This is a genomic window from Lysinibacillus sp. FSL M8-0337 (assembly GCF_038593855.1).
Taxonomy (GTDB): domain Bacteria; phylum Bacillota; class Bacilli; order Bacillales_A; family Planococcaceae; genus Lysinibacillus; species Lysinibacillus sphaericus_D.
Genome location: NZ_CP151996.1, coordinates 3,692,628 through 3,712,475, shown reverse-complemented (window position 1 = coordinate 3,712,475; position 19,848 = coordinate 3,692,628). Strand labels below are relative to the sequence as shown.

Annotated in this window: 12 protein-coding genes; 10 read left to right on the top strand and 2 right to left on the bottom strand. The window is 37.7% G+C overall.

All coding sequences use genetic code 11. The features are described 5' to 3' along the window. Window positions 1–40 precede the first annotated feature (40 nt). The 6 genes from MKY08_RS18110 (at window position 41) to MKY08_RS18085 (ending at window position 10,712) form a co-directional block, all read left to right on the top strand. Entirely contained in the window at window positions 41–1,657 is a 1,617-nt protein-coding gene (locus MKY08_RS18110; protein WP_069514458.1) for a restriction endonuclease subunit S, read from the top strand. A 14-nt stretch (window positions 1,658–1,671) separates the two neighbouring features. Next, a complete protein-coding gene (locus MKY08_RS18105) occupies window positions 1,672–2,658 on the top strand; it encodes an HNH endonuclease (RefSeq protein ID WP_069514455.1) in 987 nt (328 codons plus the stop codon). A 10-nt stretch (window positions 2,659–2,668) separates the two neighbouring features. Continuing rightward, window positions 2,669–5,086 (top strand): N-6 DNA methylase, encoded by a 2,418-nt coding sequence (locus MKY08_RS18100; protein WP_081328070.1) that lies wholly within the window; start codon window positions 2,669–2,671, stop codon window positions 5,084–5,086. After that, a complete protein-coding gene (locus MKY08_RS18095; protein WP_069514452.1) occupies window positions 5,079–6,563 on the top strand; it encodes a class I SAM-dependent DNA methyltransferase in 1,485 nt (494 codons plus the stop codon). Before MKY08_RS18100 ends, MKY08_RS18095 begins: the two co-directional genes overlap by 8 nt. Before the next feature lie 4 nt (window positions 6,564–6,567). Then, window positions 6,568–7,719 (top strand): restriction endonuclease subunit S, encoded by a 1,152-nt coding sequence (locus MKY08_RS18090; protein WP_081328069.1) that lies wholly within the window; start codon window positions 6,568–6,570, stop codon window positions 7,717–7,719. Between the two features lie 83 nt (window positions 7,720–7,802). Continuing rightward, window positions 7,803–10,712: an HsdR family type I site-specific deoxyribonuclease gene (locus tag MKY08_RS18085; protein WP_069514450.1), complete on the top strand. Its 2,910-nt coding sequence runs from the start codon at window positions 7,803–7,805 to the stop codon at window positions 10,710–10,712. A gap of 779 nt (window positions 10,713–11,491) precedes the next feature. Here the strand turns inward: MKY08_RS18085 and MKY08_RS18080 are convergent. Further along, window positions 11,492–14,383, bottom strand: a complete 2,892-nt coding sequence (locus tag MKY08_RS18080) for a DEAD/DEAH box helicase (RefSeq protein ID WP_069514447.1) — start codon at window positions 14,381–14,383, stop codon at window positions 11,492–11,494. A gap of 24 nt (window positions 14,384–14,407) precedes the next feature. Further along, window positions 14,408–14,806 (bottom strand): 8-oxo-dGTP diphosphatase MutT, encoded by a 399-nt coding sequence (gene mutT, locus MKY08_RS18075; protein WP_069514444.1) that lies wholly within the window; start codon window positions 14,804–14,806, stop codon window positions 14,408–14,410. Window positions 14,807–15,151: 345 nt separating this feature from the next. Between mutT and MKY08_RS18070 the strand changes: the two genes are divergently transcribed. From MKY08_RS18070 to MKY08_RS18055, 4 genes are all read left to right on the top strand, one after another. Continuing rightward, entirely contained in the window at window positions 15,152–16,069 is a 918-nt protein-coding gene (locus MKY08_RS18070) for an HNH endonuclease signature motif containing protein (RefSeq protein WP_069514441.1), read from the top strand. A 41-nt stretch (window positions 16,070–16,110) separates the two neighbouring features. Next, the gene (locus MKY08_RS18065) at window positions 16,111–16,950 is read left to right on the top strand and encodes a GIY-YIG nuclease family protein (protein WP_069514438.1); all 840 of its coding nucleotides are present in this window, start codon (window positions 16,111–16,113) and stop codon (window positions 16,948–16,950) included. 105 nt (window positions 16,951–17,055) lie between these two features. Continuing rightward, the gene (locus MKY08_RS18060) at window positions 17,056–17,628 is read left to right on the top strand and encodes a hypothetical protein (RefSeq protein WP_081328068.1); all 573 of its coding nucleotides are present in this window, start codon (window positions 17,056–17,058) and stop codon (window positions 17,626–17,628) included. A 359-nt stretch (window positions 17,629–17,987) separates the two neighbouring features. Beyond that, on the top strand, window positions 17,988–19,691 hold the full coding sequence (locus MKY08_RS18055) for a hypothetical protein (protein WP_069514436.1): 1,704 nt from the start codon (window positions 17,988–17,990) through the stop codon (window positions 19,689–19,691). Window positions 19,692–19,848: the final 157 nt, after the last annotated feature.

Sequence of the window (19,848 nt, the reverse complement as noted above, 5' to 3'; positions counted from 1 at the left end):
GTGCAATTAAAGATGTAATTGAGTATTGGGGGGATAAATCATGGTTAAAGAAAGCGAAAAGGCTACCTTTGAATACATAAATCTATTCAGAGCGTATATGGAGATGGACTCCTACGTCCCTGCTGCACTTCTTGTGGCTGAAACTAAGGAAGAGTACCTTAGTAGAGAAATATCAGACGAATCGGAAGAACGAATTTATGAGACGATGCTCTCTGTGGCTGATAGGCTCGACATTGTTAATCCGTTTAAGGATAAGGCGCAATTTGTCAGAGTATATAAAGCTTGCAGTGATTTCAGGGGAGATTTCGAGTGGGAGATTTTGATGGCGAAGAGTTCTAGAGGATTTAGATATATATCAGTATCTAATGCTCTGTTTAATGAGTACAATAGTCGCTTCAATCTTGAGTCAGATACAGTGCTTATTGCTGAAGGTGAAAAATTCATCCCTAACCTAAAGAAGTTTGTTGATGAACATCCTGGTTGCAATTTCACCATCACAACTGAAGATACAATCAGTCTTCATGTAATTAACAAGATTTTTGCTGGATACAAGAATGTAGAGATATTGAATGCCAGCATATATCAGTATGGCTTTACAACCAACCGCTATGACCTAATATTCTCTGTTCCTAACTTTGGAACGAGAAACCTTGCAGAAGATGAGAATTTCATGTGTAGAGATCCAGATGCTGTAGCGCTTGAAAACTTGCTTCTGCATACAACTGCTGGTGGCGAGCTTGTAATCACAATGCCAGCAAGAATCACATACGCTCAAGGAAAGAACGGTGAGCTTAGGAGGTTTGTGCAACAGACTTATCGTGTTAAGGAAATTGCTGAGCTTCCGGAAGGAACCTTTGAAGGAACGGGAATTAAAACTTACCTCATTGATGTTGTTAATACTAAGCCTGGTGATGATGATGTCACAGTTCGTCGTTACAAAGCTGAGAAGCGTAAAAATAGGCGTGATATAGCAGACGAACTTGTTATAGAAGAAGAGACGTTTGTAATGTCAGATGAGCTTGATGAACTTGGTGACTGGAACATAAACAAAATTTTCTCACAACAAGATGAAGAGTGGCTTAAATTCCAAGAGTCGTCTGTTCGTAAAGTAGCAATGGGAGATGTTGCAGAAATTTTCCGTGGGAAATCAGTATCAAAGAAAGATCCAACCGGAAGCATTGGTGTTGTAAACATCTCGAATGTTGGAGAATACGACATTGATTATGATAGCCTTGATCACTTTGATGAAGAAGAACGTAAGATTAAAAATTACTTGCTTAAAGAAGGCGATGTGCTCATACCTGCAAGAGGTACAGCAATTAGAACTGCCATCTTCCAAGAGCAAAGTTATCCTTGCATCGCTTCATCAAATATAATTGTGATTCGCCCGGAAACTAAGATGCTTAACAGTACTTATCTAAAACTGTTTTTAGATAGCCCGCTTGGTGAAAAGATGATAAGTAGTGTGCAACAAGGAAGCGTAATAATTAATATCAGCTATAAAGACTTGTATGCTTTAGAAATACCTCTTCCTTCTATAGAAGAACAGCAAAGGAAGGCTGATGAATACACAAAAGAGTTGATAATCTATAAGGAAACCATTGTAGCTGCTGAAAATCGCTGGAATGAGGCCGTGGATAAGCTACGAGAATTCTGATTGGAGGTTAAATTATGGCGGTGTTTTATGTAGTACAGTCTAAAACATATAAAGAGGAACGCACTGGTGGTTTTGTTTGGTCACCGAAAGTGGCAAGAAATAAAGCTATAATTCCTGGATATACAACTATGTCGCAAGTAAGAAAGGGTGACACTATACTTAACCATTGTAAGGGAAGTATTGTCTCCATCGGGATAGCTGCTACAGATTGTTACGATAGTCCTAAGCCAGTTGCTTTTACCGTGGGAGTAAGCGGCGGCTGGAGCACTAATGGTTATAAGGTGGACGTCGAGTATTTGGATGTAAACCCCATAAAAATTAATGATCATTCAAAATGGATTGCAGCTCACCACAACGCTGGTGGAGTATTCAATGTAAATGGAGCCGTTAGTCAGGGAAAGTACATGAATCATCTTCATGATGAATATGCGATTTATCTTCTTACCGAAATTAAAAAGAAACAGACGGATGCAAAAATTCTTGGTGTATTAGAGGATGCCCTTAATAGTGTAATTGAAGATAAAGAATCTGAATACGATGAGTTTGAGAAAGATGCTATCAATAAGTTAGCAGAAGAGTCTGCTTCAATAGCAAAGCCAACTTGGAGTGGTATTCGGGAGAAGCAGGCAACAACAACTTCATCAGCTACAGGGAGAGAGAAACCGGCGCGAAATCCAAAGCGCGCTGTAGATGCTCTGCTTAAAGCAGATTTCTTGTGTGAGTATGATCCAACTGACCGTACCTTCCTTCGCAAGAATGGAAAGCCTTACACTGAGCCTCATCATTTAATCCCGATATGCAAATATAGAGAGTTTCCATATTCACTCGATGTTCTGGAGAACATGGTTTCACTTTGTAGCCACTGTCATAATCTTCTTCATTACGGGAAATTTGAAGATAAAATACCTATTGTTACAAAAATATACGAAGACCGTAAGACAGCGCTGGACGCATGTGGACTTTCATTAACACTCGATCAGTTACTGTCTTATTATAAATAGGAGGTACATTATGTTAGGAGCTATTATCGGGGACATAGTCGGTTCTCGTTTCGAATGGAATAATAACAGGAGCAAGCAGTTTGACTTCCTGACTTATAAATGCAGTGTTACAGATGACTCCATCATGTCTTTAGCTATAGCTAAAGCTCTGTTGGAAAGCAAAGCAGATTATAGTGACCTGTCTGAAAATGCTGTGAAGTATATGCAAAGTATCGGAGTGCACTATCCGAATTGCGGATATGGTAGTCGATTCAGAGGCTGGATACATTCTGATAATCCGAAGCCTTATGGAAGCTACGGAAATGGAGCGGCAATGCGTGTCAGTTCGTGTGGTTTCGTGGCCAACAGCCTGGAAGAGGCTAAACAGCTATCCAAAGCAGTGACCGAAGTAACGCACAATCATCCAGAGGGATTAAAAGGTGCTGAAGCAACAGCAGTTGCTATCTTCCTCGCTTGCTCTGGAAAGAACCTACTTGAGATTCGTGACTACATTACGAAGAACTATTACCCACTGAATTTTACTCTTGATGAAATCCGTGACAGCTATGAGTTTACCGAAAGTTGTCAAGATACAGTGCCTCAAGCATTGGAAGCTTTCTTCGAGTCAAAGAATTTTGAAGATGCAATTCGTAATGCAATATCTATCGGCGGTGATAGCGATACCCTTGCTGCCGTTACAGGGGGCATTGCAGAAGCTTACTACGGGATACCTACAGATATTAGAAAACACGCTTTGACCTTCCTTGATGAGCGTCTGCTAAAGATACTTGTAGAGTTTGAAAACAAGTATCCATCCAAGATGGAAAAATTAAATGCCGATGGTAGTATTGGTATCGAAAGACGCAAAGAAATTAAAGTTGAGACAGGAGATCGAAATGCTATGATTCAGTCCTCTGTAGAAACAGCGGATAAAGAATTAAAAGACTCCATTCCAACAAACGAAGAAACAACTAGTCAGCGGTTATTTAATCACCTTTTTGAGGCTTGTAATATTCTTCGAGGACCAATAAACCAAGATGAGTACAAAAGCTATGTGACACCTATCCTTTTCTTCAAGAGAATTAGTGATGTCTACGATGAAGAAACACAAGATGCCCTTGAGCGCTCTGGAGGCGATGAAGAATATGCTAGTTTTCCGGAAAACCACAGCTTCGACATTCCGGAAGGGTGCCACTGGAAGAATGTCCGTGAGGCCAGCGAAAACGTAGGTGTCGCAATCGTCAAAGCGATGAATGGAATTGAGAGTGCTAACCCAGATACTTTAAGTGGTGTGTTCAGTAGCTTTGATGATGCCAACTGGACTGACAAAACGAAGCTATCCGATGAGCGACTGAAAAACCTCATTGAGCATATGTCCAAGATAAAAGTCGGTAATACTAACTACTCTGCAGACGTTATGGGCGATAGCTATGAATTCCTTATTAAGAAGTTTGCCGATCTGTCCAAGAAAAACGCAGGTGAGTTCTATACCCCGCGTTCCATTGTTAAACTTCTTATCATGCTGATGGATCCCAAGATTGGAGAAATGGTCTATGACCCCGCTTGCGGAACAGGCGGCATGCTGATTGAAGCCATCCGTTATATGAAGGATGATAAATTGACATACGGTCGCATCTATGGTCAGGAGAAAAATCTATCCACTTCCGCAATCGCCCGAATGAACCTCTTTTTACATGGAGCAAAGGACTTTAAGGTAACGCAGGGTGACACTCTTCACTCTCCGAATTATCATGAAGGTGGCAAGTTGAAGACTTTTGACTGTGTCGTTGCAAATCCACCGTTTTCCCTGAAGAGCTGGGGCGCCGAACAGTTTAGTTCAGATATATATGGTAGAAACATGTGGGGCTGTCCATCGGATTCAAATGCCGACTATGCATGGTTGCAGCATATGGTGAAATCAATGAATGAGAAGACCGGTCGATGTGCAGTTGTTCTGCCGCAGGGCGTGTTATTCCGAGGCGGCAAAGAAGGCGAAATTCGCAAGCAGCTCGTTGAATCGGATAAGCTGGAATGTATAATTACATTGGTAGGTGGTGTCTTTTACGCCACGGGTGTCTCGGCTTGTATTCTTCTTCTAAATAACGATAAAAAGAACGACCACAAAGGGCGTATATGCATGATCGATGCCTCTGACATCTATACCCCGCAGCGGGCACAAAACATAATGACGGAAGATGATATCAACAAGGTCTACAAACTCTACACAGACTACGAAGATGTTATCGATAAGGTGAAGGTTGTCACTATCCCAGATGTAAGAAAAAAAGACTACACCTTAGCTATTAACAACTATATCGAAAAGAAAGCACAAGAAATCGTTCCTCCGGCTGAAGTACGCAAGCAATACTTCGGAGTCTTTAATGAAATGCTGGAGGCAGAGAAAACAATGAGAAATCTTCTCATGGAAGGAGGATACGTCAATGAGTAAACGCATAACAATCGAAGAACTGCAGTCCTATCTATGGAATGCTGCTGTTCTTCTCCGTACCAGTATAGATGCGGGGTCCTATAAACAATACATTTTCCCGTTACTGTTCTTCAAACGCATCTGTGACGTTTATGATGAAGAGTGTCAGCGGATCATAGAAGAATATGGTGACGAAGAAGCTCTGGAGTTTGAGGAAAATCACCGCTTTCAGGTGCCCAAAGGTGCCCACTGGAATGATGTTCGAGCGGTTTCGGAAAATGTCGGTGTTGCCATTGTAGACGCATTCCGTAAGATAGAAAATGCAAATTTAGATAAACTGCAAGGCGTTTTTGGTGATGGTACCTGGACAAACAAGAACCGTTTACCAGATCGTCTGCTGAAAGAGCTCATCGAGCACTTCAGCACTAAGACATTGTCTATCGAAAACTGTCCTGAGGACGAACTTGGACAGGGATACGAATATCTGATCAAAAAGTTTGCTGACGACAGCGGTCACACAGCTCAGGAATTCTATACGAATCGTACCGTAGTCCATCTGATGACAGAAATGCTCAAGCCAGAATCTGGCGAGTCAATCTATGATCCGACATGCGGCAGTGCCGGCATGCTAATCTCTGCTATTGCGTACCTAAAGCAGCAGAAAAAAGAATGGCGAAACGTTGCTATTTACGGTCAGGAAATCAACGTACTAACCTCTGCAATTGGCAAGATGAATCTTTTTCTTCATGGTGTGAAGGACTTTGATATTGTGAATGGTGACACCTTAAAATCACCATATTTTGTAGAAAACGGAATGATCAAACAATTCGATATGGTTCTTGCTAATCCCCCGTATTCAATTAGTCAGTGGGACAGAGAAGCATTTGCAAGCGATAAATATGGACGTAACTTCCTGGGTATACCCCCACAAGGTCGTGCTGACTATGCCTTTATCCAGCATATCCTAAAAAGCTTAAAGCAAGACACTGGACGTTGTGCTATTCTCCTTCCACATGGAATTCTTTTTAGAAATGAAGAAAGTGCAATGCGCGAAAAACTTGTGAAAAACGACTTGTTAGAATGTGTTATAGGTTTAGGGCCCAATTTGTTCTATAACTCGAGTATGGAAGCGTGCGTTGTAATCTGTAGAACCTACAAGAGGCCAGAACGTAGAGGAAAGGTCCTCCTAATCAATGCTATCAATGAAGTGGGGAGAAAAAATGCTCAGAGCTATCTAGAAGATAACCATATCCAGAAAATCGCTTTGGCTTACAACAAATATGAAGACGTTCCGGATTTTGCAAAGGTCGTTACTCTCAAAGATATTGAAGATAATAACTTTTCTCTCAGTATTCCCCTTTACATCAAGCATTCTCTACGAGAGGGTGAAGTTGATGAGCGTTCTGTGCAAGAACGCTATGAGAACTGGAGAGGGTTATCTGAAACTGCGAAACAAAGTTATGCAAAGTTACATGCTATGATGGAAATGGAGGTCTAAGAATGTGAGTAAAGTAAGATTCGGAGATATAGTGACAGATGTAAAAAACAAGGTAGACCGAAATAATAATCCTTACGAGTTCTATGTTGCTGGTAATCATATGGATTCTGAAGACCTTGAAATTCATCGTAGAGGGAAATTTGCAACTGATGACGTTGGACCGGCGTTTATCAGAGAGTTTAAAGCAGGACAGGTATTATATGGTTCCAGGAGAACGTATTTAAAGAAGGTCGCTGTAGCGGACTTTGATGGCGTAACTGCTAACACTACATTCGTCCTTGAAACTAGTGATGAAAAAAAGTTTCTTCAAGAATTGCTGCCATTTGTTATGCTCTCAGAAGGATTTACGCAATGGTCAATTATGAAGTCAAAAGGTTCAACAAATCCATATGTACTGTTCTCAGATCTTGCAGATTATGAGTTTGAATTGCCTGACATTGAAAAACAGCACGAGCTTGCCAAGGTGCTGTGGGCTATGTATGCCACAAAGAGATCCTACCAGAAGTTACTGCTGAAAACGGACGAGTTAGTGAAAGCTCAATTTATCGAGATGTTTGGAATACCCGGAGCTGATGAAAAAGGCTGGGGACTCACTACACTTGGGGAATGTTGCGAACTTAATCCAAGACGTCCGAAAGACATGGATACGGAAGCGGAATATTCATTTGTAGCTATGCCATCAGTTAGCGAAAAAGGCATTGTAGATACAAGTATCTGGCGTCCATATCCAGAAGTATGCAAGGGTTTCACATATTTTGCAGAGAATGATGTTTTGTTTGCAAAAATTACGCCTTGTATGGAAAATGGCAAGGGCGGTGTGGCTGTAGGACTGAAAAATGGTGCCGCCTTTGGCTCTACGGAGTTCCATGTACTACGTCCTATAGTCGGGAAAAGCAATCCATACTGGTTATACATCATTACGATGTTTAGCAAATTCCGAACTGATGCTGAAAAAGTTATGACTGGCACAGGCGGACAGCGGAGAGTTCCTATTTCGTACTTGGCTGATTATAAGATATCGCTACCACCACTGGCCCTGCAAGAGCAATTTGCAGCCTTTGTCCAGCAGAGCGATAAATCAAAATTTGAACTGGAACAAGCGCTCGCAGAGTTAACTGCCACCTTTAAGAAGATAATTTCTGAAAACCTTGGTTAAATCCAAAGAATCGAGGTGCCTGGCTGACGCAAAGATGCTGTCCGGCACGGATTTGAAAAACTTAATGATGGGAGGAAATGTTTATGTTCAACGAAGATAATACAATGGAGCAGATGGTAATCTCAACTCTTAAAGGAAATGGGTGGAACTACATCCCTGCAGAAGAGCTGTCTCGAGATTATTCCGATGTCATGGTAGAGCCTATGGTCAAAGATGCCCTTATCCGCCTGAATCCAGAAATTGCAGAAGAACCATCCCGTGCAGATGAAGTCATATACAAACTGCGTACAATCATTCTATCGGTGCAGCCGCGTAACCTTATCACCCAGAATGAGCTTTTTAAGAAGATAGTGTTTGAGGAAAACGCCTATCCTTTTGGGAAAGATGGTCGAATGATTCCGATACGCTTTTTCGGCACAATGAAAAAGGAAGATCTTGCACTTAACGAATACGTCGTCACGAACCAGTGGGTTTATCCCAAAAAGGAAGATGGAAAGCGACTTGATATCGTTTTGCTGATCAATGGTTTCCCGATTGCTATCGGTGAGCTCAAGACTCCGGTTCGCAATGCGATAACTTGGTTAGACGCTGCCAGTGATATATCTTCCTACGAAAAGAGCATACCTGAGATGTTTGTTTCTAATGTCTTCAACTTCGCTACAGAAGGTAAATGCTATCGCTATGGTTCTGTTGGAATGCCAATCAACATGTGGGGACCTTGGCATACTCCTGACCATAAGTCAGAAGGTAGTCTTGCCGATGTTAAAGTCAGTGTAGGAGATATGATTACGCCTGAGAAGATTATGGATATTTTCCAGTTCTTTACCCTTTTTGCAACAGACAAGAAGCATGTAAAGTACAAGATCATCTGCCGTTATCAGCAATATGAAGGAGCTAACCTTATCGTACAGCGTGTTGTTGCTGGATATCCTAAGCAAGGCCTTATTTGGCATTTCCAGGGCTCTGGTAAGTCATTGCTTATGGTATTTGCGGCACAGAAGCTTCGTATGATTCCTGAGCTTAAGAATCCGACCGTAGTAATCGTTGATGATCGTCTTGACCTTGAAACACAGATTACAGCAACCTTTAATGCTTCAGATGTTCCGAACCTAGTGTCACTTGCTTCTAAAGAAGAGGTTGAGAACTTCTTCAAGCAGGACATTCGTAAGATTGCTATTACGACTATCTTCCGCTTTGGCGATGTGGAAGGTGTTCTTAATCCTAGAGATAACATTATCATCATGGTCGACGAGGCTCATCGCACACAAGAAGGTGATCTTGGTGAAAAGATGCGTGCAGCGTTACCAAATGGATTCTTCTTCGGACTTACCGGTACGCCTATTAACCGTATTGATAAGAATACATTCCGTACTTTTGGCGCAACCGAAGATAGGAGCGGATATTTGAGTCGATATACCTTCTCTGATTCCATCAGAGATAATGCGACTCTTCCTCTTAACTTCGAGCCGGTTCCAGTTGACCTCCATGTTGATAAGGATAAAGTAAATGCGGAGTTTGATGCTCTTACAGAAACGCTATCAGATGCTGACCGTGCAGAGCTGTCCAAACGCGTAAATATGAAGGCAATTATGTATGACCCTAAGCGTATCCGTAAAGTGTGTGAACACATCGTAAAACATTACAAAGAGAAGATTGAGCCTAACGGTTACAAAGGCCAGATTGTTGTATACGACCGTGAGTGTTGCCTTAAGTACAAGGAAGAGCTGGATAAGCTGCTTCCTCCTGATGCAACCACAATCGTAATGGATACCAACAATGATAAGGAAGACCGTTATAAGAAGTATCGCCGCAGCCGTGATGAGGAAGCAAAGGTTTTGGATCAGTTCCGTGATAAGGGTAATCCTCTGAAGTTCGTCATTGTAACTGCAAAGCTTTTAACAGGGTTTGATGCCCCTATTCTTCAGGCGATGTATTTGGATAAGCCGATGAAGGATCATAACCTTCTACAGGCCATCTGTCGTACAAACCGTACCTATGATGAAGGCAAGACACATGGATTAATCGTAGACTATATCGGTATTTTTGATAATGTCGCTAAGGCTTTGGACTTTGATGAAGCCAGCATGAAGAAGGTTATTACTAATATCGAAGAAGTAAAGATGCAGATTCCTGCCCTTCTTAGAAAATGCCTCAGTTACTTTATGGGTGTTGACCGTACTGTTGAAGGCTGGGAAGGTTTACTGGCTGCACAGGAGTGTATTCCTAAAAATAAGGATAAGGATGAGTTCGCAGCAGATTATCGTGTTCTGAATAGAGCCTGGGATGCGCTGTCTCCTGATCCATTCCTTGATAAATACAAATTCGACTATGTATGGCTTAGTAAAGTTTATGAATCTGTAAAGCCAACAGACAATCGTGGTGCACTTGTATGGGCAGCTCTTGGTGCTAAGACATTGGAACTTGTTCACGCAAACATCGAAGTTGGCCAGGTTCATGATGACCTTGATATTCTTACGCTTGATGCAAACCTGATAGACGAATTTATCCGTAAGCAGAGGGATGTTAAAAAGACAACCATGAAGGTAGAAATCGATCTGGTTGCTAAGATTCGTGAACATACAAATGACCCTAAATTCGTAAAGCTAGGAGAGAAGCTGGAAGAACTCCGTGACCGCCATGAACAAGGACTTATTACTAGCATAGAGTTCCTGAAGCTCCTGCTTGAACTCGCAAGAGAGGCAGCGCAGGCAGAGAAGGAAGTTGTGCCTGAAGAAGAAATCGACCGTGGTAAATCAGCACTCACAGAGCTCTTTAAAGGCGTTAAAAATGATAAAACTCCTATCATTGTTGAGCGTATTGTTGCCGATATAGACGACATCGTAAAAATTGTACGTTTCGACGGATGGCAAAGAACTACTACAGGTAAAAATGAAGTAAAGAAGGCGCTTCGCAGTGTCATCTGGATTAAGTACAAGATTAAGGATAAAGAAGTATTTGATAAAGCATATAGCTATATTGAGCAGTATTATTAATGGTGGTATATCCATAAAACAATATACTTTATTTGAAAGATATTTTGAGGGTTATTCCTATAACAATATTCATCGTACCATCACCCACCTCATTTAATTATGAGGTGGGTGATGGTTTTTATACGTATATCATTTTAGAATCTTCCTATTTCTAAGTAGATGACATCCATGTGAGAAAAGTTTTCTGCCTTCTACAGAAGAAAACTGGATTATTTTCAACGCAGCAGTTGATGTGGGCATTGAAAGAAATAATATGCAGTGTTAAGGAATTAGGGGCTATAAAATGTAATGTTATATGTTAAACGTAGTCAAAAACGTAGTCAAAAAAATCAAATGCCCCCGCAAGCATTGATTTAACAATATCCCACGACGGTTGGTTCGACTCCCGCCGTCTCCATAAGTTTAGTTTGGCTGAAAACTTAATAGACATATAAAGATATTCCAAAAGAAAATAAATGATAATCCTAATAGCGAAAAAGTTAAAGAATGGGAATTAGAAATTAAAAAAGCTAAATCACAGAGAAAAATGGCTACGGTGAATGGATATAAATAGATATGAACTCAGAAGAGAACTGCACTTTCATTATTTTCGATAAACCTTATCATATGTAAGTGCGGATTGAGTATTTACTAAAATAAGTTTAAATAAAAATAATATATAATGGAGTGTGTCATTGTCTCACTCCATTATTATTATTTAAAAAATTTATGCTTTGTATAAGCAGGGAGAAATAAAGATGGGAAAAACCGAAGCAATTAATTCACTTCGAGTTTAACTTCTATTCACCAACTAAATAATGATAAATATCATAATGTACAGGTTGCTTTAGTATTAAATTCATTGTAACGACTGATAGATGATTTCCTTTCCCATCAGGCATTACTTCGTTTTTTGCACTACCATCTGCAATGTCTGCCTGGCCCAGGTAATAGAAATCTGTGCCTTCACCGTCATCTTTTTTCGTAAATAGATGAATTTCCATCCCTGACTTTTTATAATTTAATATGTTCTTTACTTCACTGGACTCCAGTGTTAAGCGATTACGGGTGAACCATCTAAATAATTCGGGTGCTAAAAATTCATCACTATAAGCTTGGCTTGTTTCGACTTCATCCTTTTTATGATATGTAACAAAGATTGGACAAGTGTTATGCTTTGCGCGGTAACCGTAAATGGTTGATGAATCATCATGTGGCCAATTCAATAATCGGCAAGCATCACGACGGGAATATTTTTCAAATAACGTCAATGCTTTTGTTTTATCATACTTTTTATTTTTTTCATAAGCGCATTTTACAATATCCTCAATATATCCTTTGAAATACGAATTTCTCAAACTTTCTTGAATTTCCTTGTTAAATTGATAGTGTCCATCAGAGGTTTCAATAATTGGCTTAAATTTATACTTTTTCACGTCATTTTGAACATGGAATTTTAGTGAGAACATGTTTTCAACTGATTGAATTGTTGCATCATCTGTATATGTTCCAAATTCCTCTAATTTTCGAACGAAAGACTCTCTTGAAATAGATTCATCAGAAAGTAACGTTTCAATTAAAAGAATTTCGTGTATTCGTTTTCCATTCAAAAACTCTTTTGAAAACATTGTTAAAACAGAAAGTTCGTATTCAGTGAGAGAAGGAATGGACTCTTTCATTTTCAATATGAAACTATAATAGTTATCTGCATACCCTATAATAACTTCGGGGTCGATTGAGTTTTGCTCAATAAAGTCAATGAGGAAAGGGATTCGACCCAAACGGTTTTTCATTTCTGTATAAGCATCCCGTAAAGTTTTTAATGTCGATAAATTTGTATTGTTAATAGCATCAAAAATTTTCTTTTTGGCAATTTCCTCGAAGTTTATCGTCGATACACCGTGTATATATTCTGTATTTACCGTTTTTCGGCGGATGTTATCTTTGTTCATAGTTTGGTCCCCAGAGAGTGCGATCGGAATTAGATAGTTATTTTTATAGTTTCCAATAAAATCAATAATTGTTACATACTCTTTAGAATTGTGTTTACGTAGACCACGACCAAGCTGTTGTATAAATATAATGCTCGATTGCGTTTGGCGAAGCATTACGATTTGATTTAAGTATGGGATATCAATGCCTTCGTTAAAAATATCAACTGTTAAAATATACTCCAGTTCACCACTATTCAATTTTTGAATTGCTTCTTCGCGTTCATTTTGAGAATTATCACCAGTTAAACCAATTGTTTTAAGACCTTCACTGTTTAAAGAAGTAGAAAGTTCATGAACTTCCTCTTTGGAACTACAAAACATTAATCCGCGAATATGATCACCTGAATAGCCATAATAATTAATCTTTTCAATAATATGTTTTACACGTTCAGAAGATACTAATTTTTGAAGTTCTGTTGCATCATCAATAGTTATTCCATCTTTTTCGTAGTCCAAAACACCGAAATAATGGAAAGGGCAGAGCATCTCTTCTTCAAGGGCTGCTTGTAGACGGATTTCATAGGCGATGTTGTAATCAAACAACTCATAAATATTGAATCTATCTGTTCGTTCAGGTGTTGCGGTCATACCAAGTAAGAAATTTGGAGTAAAATAATTGATAATTTTTAAATAGGATTCAGCACCTGCTTTATGAACCTCATCTATCAACACATAATCAAATTGATCTTTCGAAAATTGTTGTAAGTATCCGTCCCTTGAAATTGTTTGGATTGTTGCAAATAAGTATTTAGCATGAACATCTTTTGAAGTACCGGAAAGAATGCCAAAATCATCTTCATTTCCACCAAGAATTTTCCGATAATCTTGCATCGCTTTCTTTAAGATTTGCTCACGGTGTACAATAAATAGCATTTTTTTAGGTGAAAAGCTTCGAACATCAAAAGCAGATAAATACGTTTTACCTGTACCTGTTGCAGAGATAATTAATCCTTTTTTAGCGCCTGTTGCACGAAGCGTATTTAATTGTTCTAATGCAGCTGTTTGCATTTTATTTGGTTGAATTGCTAAGCTTTCTTTAAGCGTATTTGTTAAATATTCAGCATTTAGTTCTAATGTATTCGAAGTAGTATATTTAACAAGAGGCTGTAACTCGTAATGTTGTTTGTAATTAGCAATCCATTCTTCCTTTAAAGGAAGCGCTTTATTCCAAGCATCTTCAAATTGATTTTTTAATTGATTAATAATTTCTCCATTTACTAATGAAGTTAAAAATACATTCCACTCATAGTTTGCTTTTAAAGCACTATCAGTTAAATTGGAGCTTCCGACAATTAAAGAGTAGTAGTCTTGATGTTCAAAAATATAGCCTTTTGAATGAAAACCTTTTTCACTAGTTACTCGCACTTCAACGTTTTCAAGTTTAAGAAGCTCTTTAAACATTTTCGGCTGGTTAAAGTTTAGAAACGTTGACGTTAAAATGCGCCCATTAATTCCTTTTTGCTTTAAGTCGTAAAGCATTGTTTTTAAGGTTGCTAAACCCCCCTCAGTAATAAAGGCGACTGAAAAAATAAATGTCTTACATGTTTTTAATTCTTGAAGTATTGTCGATAAGACAGTTTCATGATGCTTGTTTGTTAGAAGTTTTGGTTTAAATTGTGCAGTGACAGTCTTGTTTTGATCTATAAACCCCTTGTAAAGAGAGTTTTCGATTTTTTGAATCAGTTGCAATTGCTCCATATAAATTCACATCATTTCATTCATTTATTTTGCTTCATTTGTAATCTTCATTACTGCAGGGACATCCGCAGGGGCGAAATTCAACTGTGTAAGTTTATCTCGCGTAACCCATTTTGTGGCAGCATGTTCTAATGCATTTGGTTGTCCTTCTTCTAATTTTGCTTTGTATGTTTCGAGTCGAACAATTACTCTTTCATATTCATATGTTGTATCTTCTACTTTTGCACCTACTTGAACCGTACAAGCAAATTCCTCCTGAATTTCTCGTTTTAACGCTTGTTCAGGTGTTTCTCCAATTTCAATTTTCCCACCAGGAAATTCCCAGTGATTTGCTAAATCCATTTCTGGACTTCTTAGGGCACAGAAGATTTCATTTTTTTCATTTTCGATAATCGCACCAACGACATGGACAGTTTTTTTCATAATATATCACCTTTTTTCTTTTTAATAATTTAAGTTTAGCTTATTTTAGTAGCATATTACATCTCATAGACGAACTCAATCATATTCCTTAAAGCCTAGTTTTATAAATAATACTTAGGTTTTTCTTATTTTTGAGGATAAGATTTATCTGGAAGGTGAACAAAAAAGTAAAAATAATCAAAAGCATACTAAAAACAAAGGTCTCATATGATGACGGGATTAAAAATAAGTACGTTATTAAAAAGAAATGGTACAAGAACAAAAGAAAGACATTCATTCTATTGATTAAATGAAATTGTACTTTAGTTATAATAGAAGAAATGGATAATAGAATAGGAGAAAAAAATGAACCACTACATCGTCATGCAAGGGCACACCTATCAAGAAGAAAAAGAAGCACAAATCATTTGGTCACCACAAAAAGATAAAGGCGGAAACACTCCGCACTCATGGCGACGTATGATGGAAGTGAACGAGGGAGACCGTATTTTTCATTATGTAAAAGGTAAGATCGTCGCAATTAGCATTGCTTTGTCTAATTGTGAGGAAGGCATAAAGCCTACGTCAATGACATCATATGACCAATGGGAAGAAAAAGGTTTTCTCGTAAAGCTGCAATATCATGAATTAGAACAACCATTAACGATTAAAGATTATTTTAATGAGTTAAAAATGTTATTGCCTGTTAAATATTCTGCTTTTCAGCAAGATGGAGATGGAAACCAAGGTTACCTATATCCCTGTAATGAAGAGCTGGCAATCAAGCTGCTGGATATTATTAGTGATATGAATATTTATCAAGTAGATGATGAACAGCTAGAATTTGCGATTGGAACTGTAGTACGGACAGAAAGAAATACGCTTATTCCTGTGATTACAGAAACAGAAGCTGAAGCGAAACGTAAAATTCGGATTGGCCAAGAGAAATTTAAAGCAGCTTTATTACCTTTATGGAATCATCAATGTGCACTTTGTGGTATCGAGCTACCTGCTCTTTTACGTGCAAGCCACTCAAAGCCTTGGCGGGAGAGTTCGAATAAAGAACGCTTAGATCCGTATAATGGTGTATTGCTTTGCTGTAATCATGATGCGTTATACGACCAAGGTTATATTACATTTGATGGAACTGGCTTAATTCACATTTCAGAACGGATTCCAGCCACAGACTATGGAATGTATAACATCCATCAAAAGATGAAGGTTTCAAGGTATGAAGAGAATAAGTCGTATTTTAGATGGCATAGGAAATATATATTTCAATAAGTAGGGAGGCGTTAAAGCTTCCCTCAATAGGAGTGATTAAAATGACTTTCGGCAAAACAATAAAAATGTTTTTGATTGATGGAGACCCAAGTGGAAGATTAACGTGTGAATTATCTAACTGGACGGGGCTGGCGTATAGAATCCCTAGAACTGAAGTGAAAAAATGCTCGGATCGCCCTAATTTGAATTCTACTGGTGTGTATATGTTATTTGGTCGAAATGTTGATGATAAAGAGGCTGTATACATAGGGGAAGCAGAGGAAGTTTATACTCGATTACAAAACCACTTGCGTGAAAAAGATTTTTGGAATGAAGTGATTGTATTTATAAGTAAAGATGAGAATCTAAATAAAGCTCATATTAAGTACATTGAAAACAAGTTATATGAAAAAGCTAAAGTCGCAAATCGTTACTTTCTAATGAATGGCAATATCCCTCCCATGCCATCCATTTCTGAAGCAGACCGTGCAGAAATGGATGAATATATTAGCAATCTTGTAATGATGGTCAATACATTGGGCCATAAATTATTTGAAGAGATCAAAGATAGCTCAGAAGTTAATGCAGATGATGTTTTATCTATAAAATCGACTCGTGGTGTGGATGCTAAAGGTATCCAAACACAAGAAGGTTTTGTCGTATTAAAGGGATCTAAAATTGCAAATAGCATTGTAAATTCGTATTCAGAGCGTTTATTAGCAAAAAGAAATGATTTATTACATACAGAAAAAGTGAAAGTTGTTAATGATGAATTTGTAGTAATGGAAGATCTTTTATTTACTAGCCCGTCGGCAGCTGCTGATATTGTAACGGGGCGAAGTGCGAATGGATTGATTGAATGGAAAGATAGAAATGGAAAAAGTCTGAAGGATTTAGTTTGATAATTTGAACCAATTGGGGGAAATCCTATTTATAAATTATCCCCATACCCCACCCCTCCTAAGCTATACTTATACCTAAACCAATCGAATGGAGCAGGATACTAAGTGTTAAAAAATCAAATTGAATCATTAATAAATAACCAAGTCCATAGTAAATTACTAGATGTAGAAAAGACATACGCCCAAAAGCACGAATTGTTAGACGAGGATGCAACGGTAGAAACAATTTCTTTGCCATTTGACGTGATTGAACGTTGCCATAAGGAAACGGAAGAATTACTAGGGGAAGAAACAGCTTCTTTTCTAACAAAGCCTGTGCATTATTTAAAAGAGCATGCGAATGAATTTATGTATGTGACGTCTGAACGTTTGGATGTGATCCGTGTGGATTCGTTTGCGCTTGAATTTGATGGGGCGTTTGGTGTGTACAGTGCCTTGTTTGGACTGCGATTGCAAAAGAAGTATAGTGCGTTTTTGCATTCCTATTTTACAGCACATTTGAAACATAAGCAGATGACGTATAGTGCGGTATTTTCTGGGGAAGATGGTCTTTGGGAAGTGAATCTTGCGTTAGATGCGCTCGATGGATTTAGTGCGCAACAGCCGTTTCATGAAGTGTTAGCACAATTATATTGTCTTGTTTTTGGACTTCTTGAAGAACTTGAGGCGAGCATATAATAAGGATACTTTTGAAAGCTAATTATAGTATATAAATAAAAAATGACCAATAAAGTCCAAATAAGACTTTATTGGTCATTTTTTTTATCCTACTAGGCTACCGTAATCTTTTGACATTCAGAAATTATATACCGCTAGAATATCTTAGGTTAGCAAGTATGATGGAGGTCGAGAGCGTAGACTGTTTTAATTCTTTAAAAATCATTGCTTGCTTTGATATAAATTTTATAAAAAGATTATAATGGACTTATTTTGTCCAATACATGGTATATAATTGAGTTTAATATCCTTGTTTTATGTAAAAAAAATGAAACTGGATGGGATAATAATATTATCGTAAATGAAGTTGAGGTGATTATATGGCTATTGAAACTTATGGGGTCCTTAATGAGTTACAAAATAATGAAATAGAGGATTCTAATGAAAGTACCCTGAAAAAACTATTTAATGAATATGAACAAGTTATTGTAAAAAGTTTAATTACCTCATTTGGAATGGATTTTTTATTAATTAAAGATCGACATGGTGGAGATGTGGATACTATTCATAATGTTCGCCAAATGCAAAAAGGTGATAATCGCTTTGATGGATATGCAAATAAAAAGAATGAGGATGCTTATTCTAAAAATGAAACATATGATAAGCATATTTCTCATGATTATCATAGTGATTCACGTTACATTGAGCGAAATAGACAAGCTTCTGTGCAAAAGGATAATGGTACTTTAGTAGATGCGTATACAGGAAAGAAGATTGCTCAAAATGAAAAAGTTGATTTGGATCATGTGATATCTGCTAAAGAAATACATGAGGATGCTGGGCGCATATTAGCGGAGATTAACGGTGTAGAATTAGCCAATCAAAATACTAATCTACAGCATACTAATCGTTCTGCCAATCGTTCCAAGGGAAAGAAAACTGTAAATCAATTTGCAGATACGTTAGAAAATAATCGTCAAATTCGCCAAAATCGTATAGCGGAACTAAAAACAACTAAGCAATTAACAGATATAGAACGTAAAGAATTACGTAAGCTTGAAAATTTAGAAGCAGTAGACATCAAAAAAATGAAAAAGGCTGATGAAGTAGCTCGTGCAGCTTATGAAAAAGAAATAGCTTCTAAATATTATACAAGTCAGAAGTTTATTAATGACACATTGAAAGCTAGTTATAAAAAGGGAATGCAAATGGGTCTTCGACAGGCTTTGGGAACTATTTTAACTGCTGTGTGGATGAGTGTTCGTGAAGAAGTGCCAAAACTAGTAACAAAGTTAAAAGTAAAATTCGACTTAAAGTGTTTCTTTAATGGGCTAGTTGACATTTTTAAAGGGGCTTTCAAAAAAGTTCAAGAAGCATACAAAGAAGTAATTCAAAGTTATTCAAATGGGTTACTTTCCGGTATTTTATCATCGTTAATGACAACGTTTATTAATATTTTTACTACATCGGCAAAAAATGTTGGGAAAATAATTCGTGAGTGTTGGTCGTCAATTGTTGAAGCGTTAAATATTTTGTTATTTAATCCAAATAAATTACCATTTGGAGATGTCATAAAAGCAGTTGCAGTAATCATTTGTACAGCATCCTCTGTAGTGTTAGGAACGGTTGTTTCTGAAGCAATGGGACAAATCCCAGCATTAAAAATTCCTATTATAGGTGATGTATTACCTAATTTTGTAGGTGCTGTCGTGACAGGGCTAATGAGTATTAGTTTATTGTACTTTTTGGATCACTCTTCTATGGTTCAAAAATTTGTTGATTGGGCAAATCAATTAAAGTCGTCGATAGATTATAAAATTGACTATTATCGTGAAGTACATGCAGAACTTGTAAAATATGCAGCAAAGTTAGCTGAAATTGATTTAGATACGTTTCAAAATAAAGTGCATGCTGTACAAAAAATGAGTGTAAGTTTACAAATGGCAAATACAACACAAGAAATGAATGTTACTTTAACATCAATTGTTAAAGAATTCAAAATAGATTTGCCATATGATGGAACCGTTGAAGGGCTAAATCAATTTATAAAAAATAAAAATTCAACGTTAACATTTAAACTATGATGAAATTTAATTGTGATCAATGTGGATTATGTTGTAAAGCACTTAATGATTCGGAGCTATACAAAGATCTAAATCGTGGTGATGGAATATGTAAGTATTTTAGTGAAGCTACGAATCTTTGCACTATTTATGATAACAGACCGTTAAAATGTCGAAT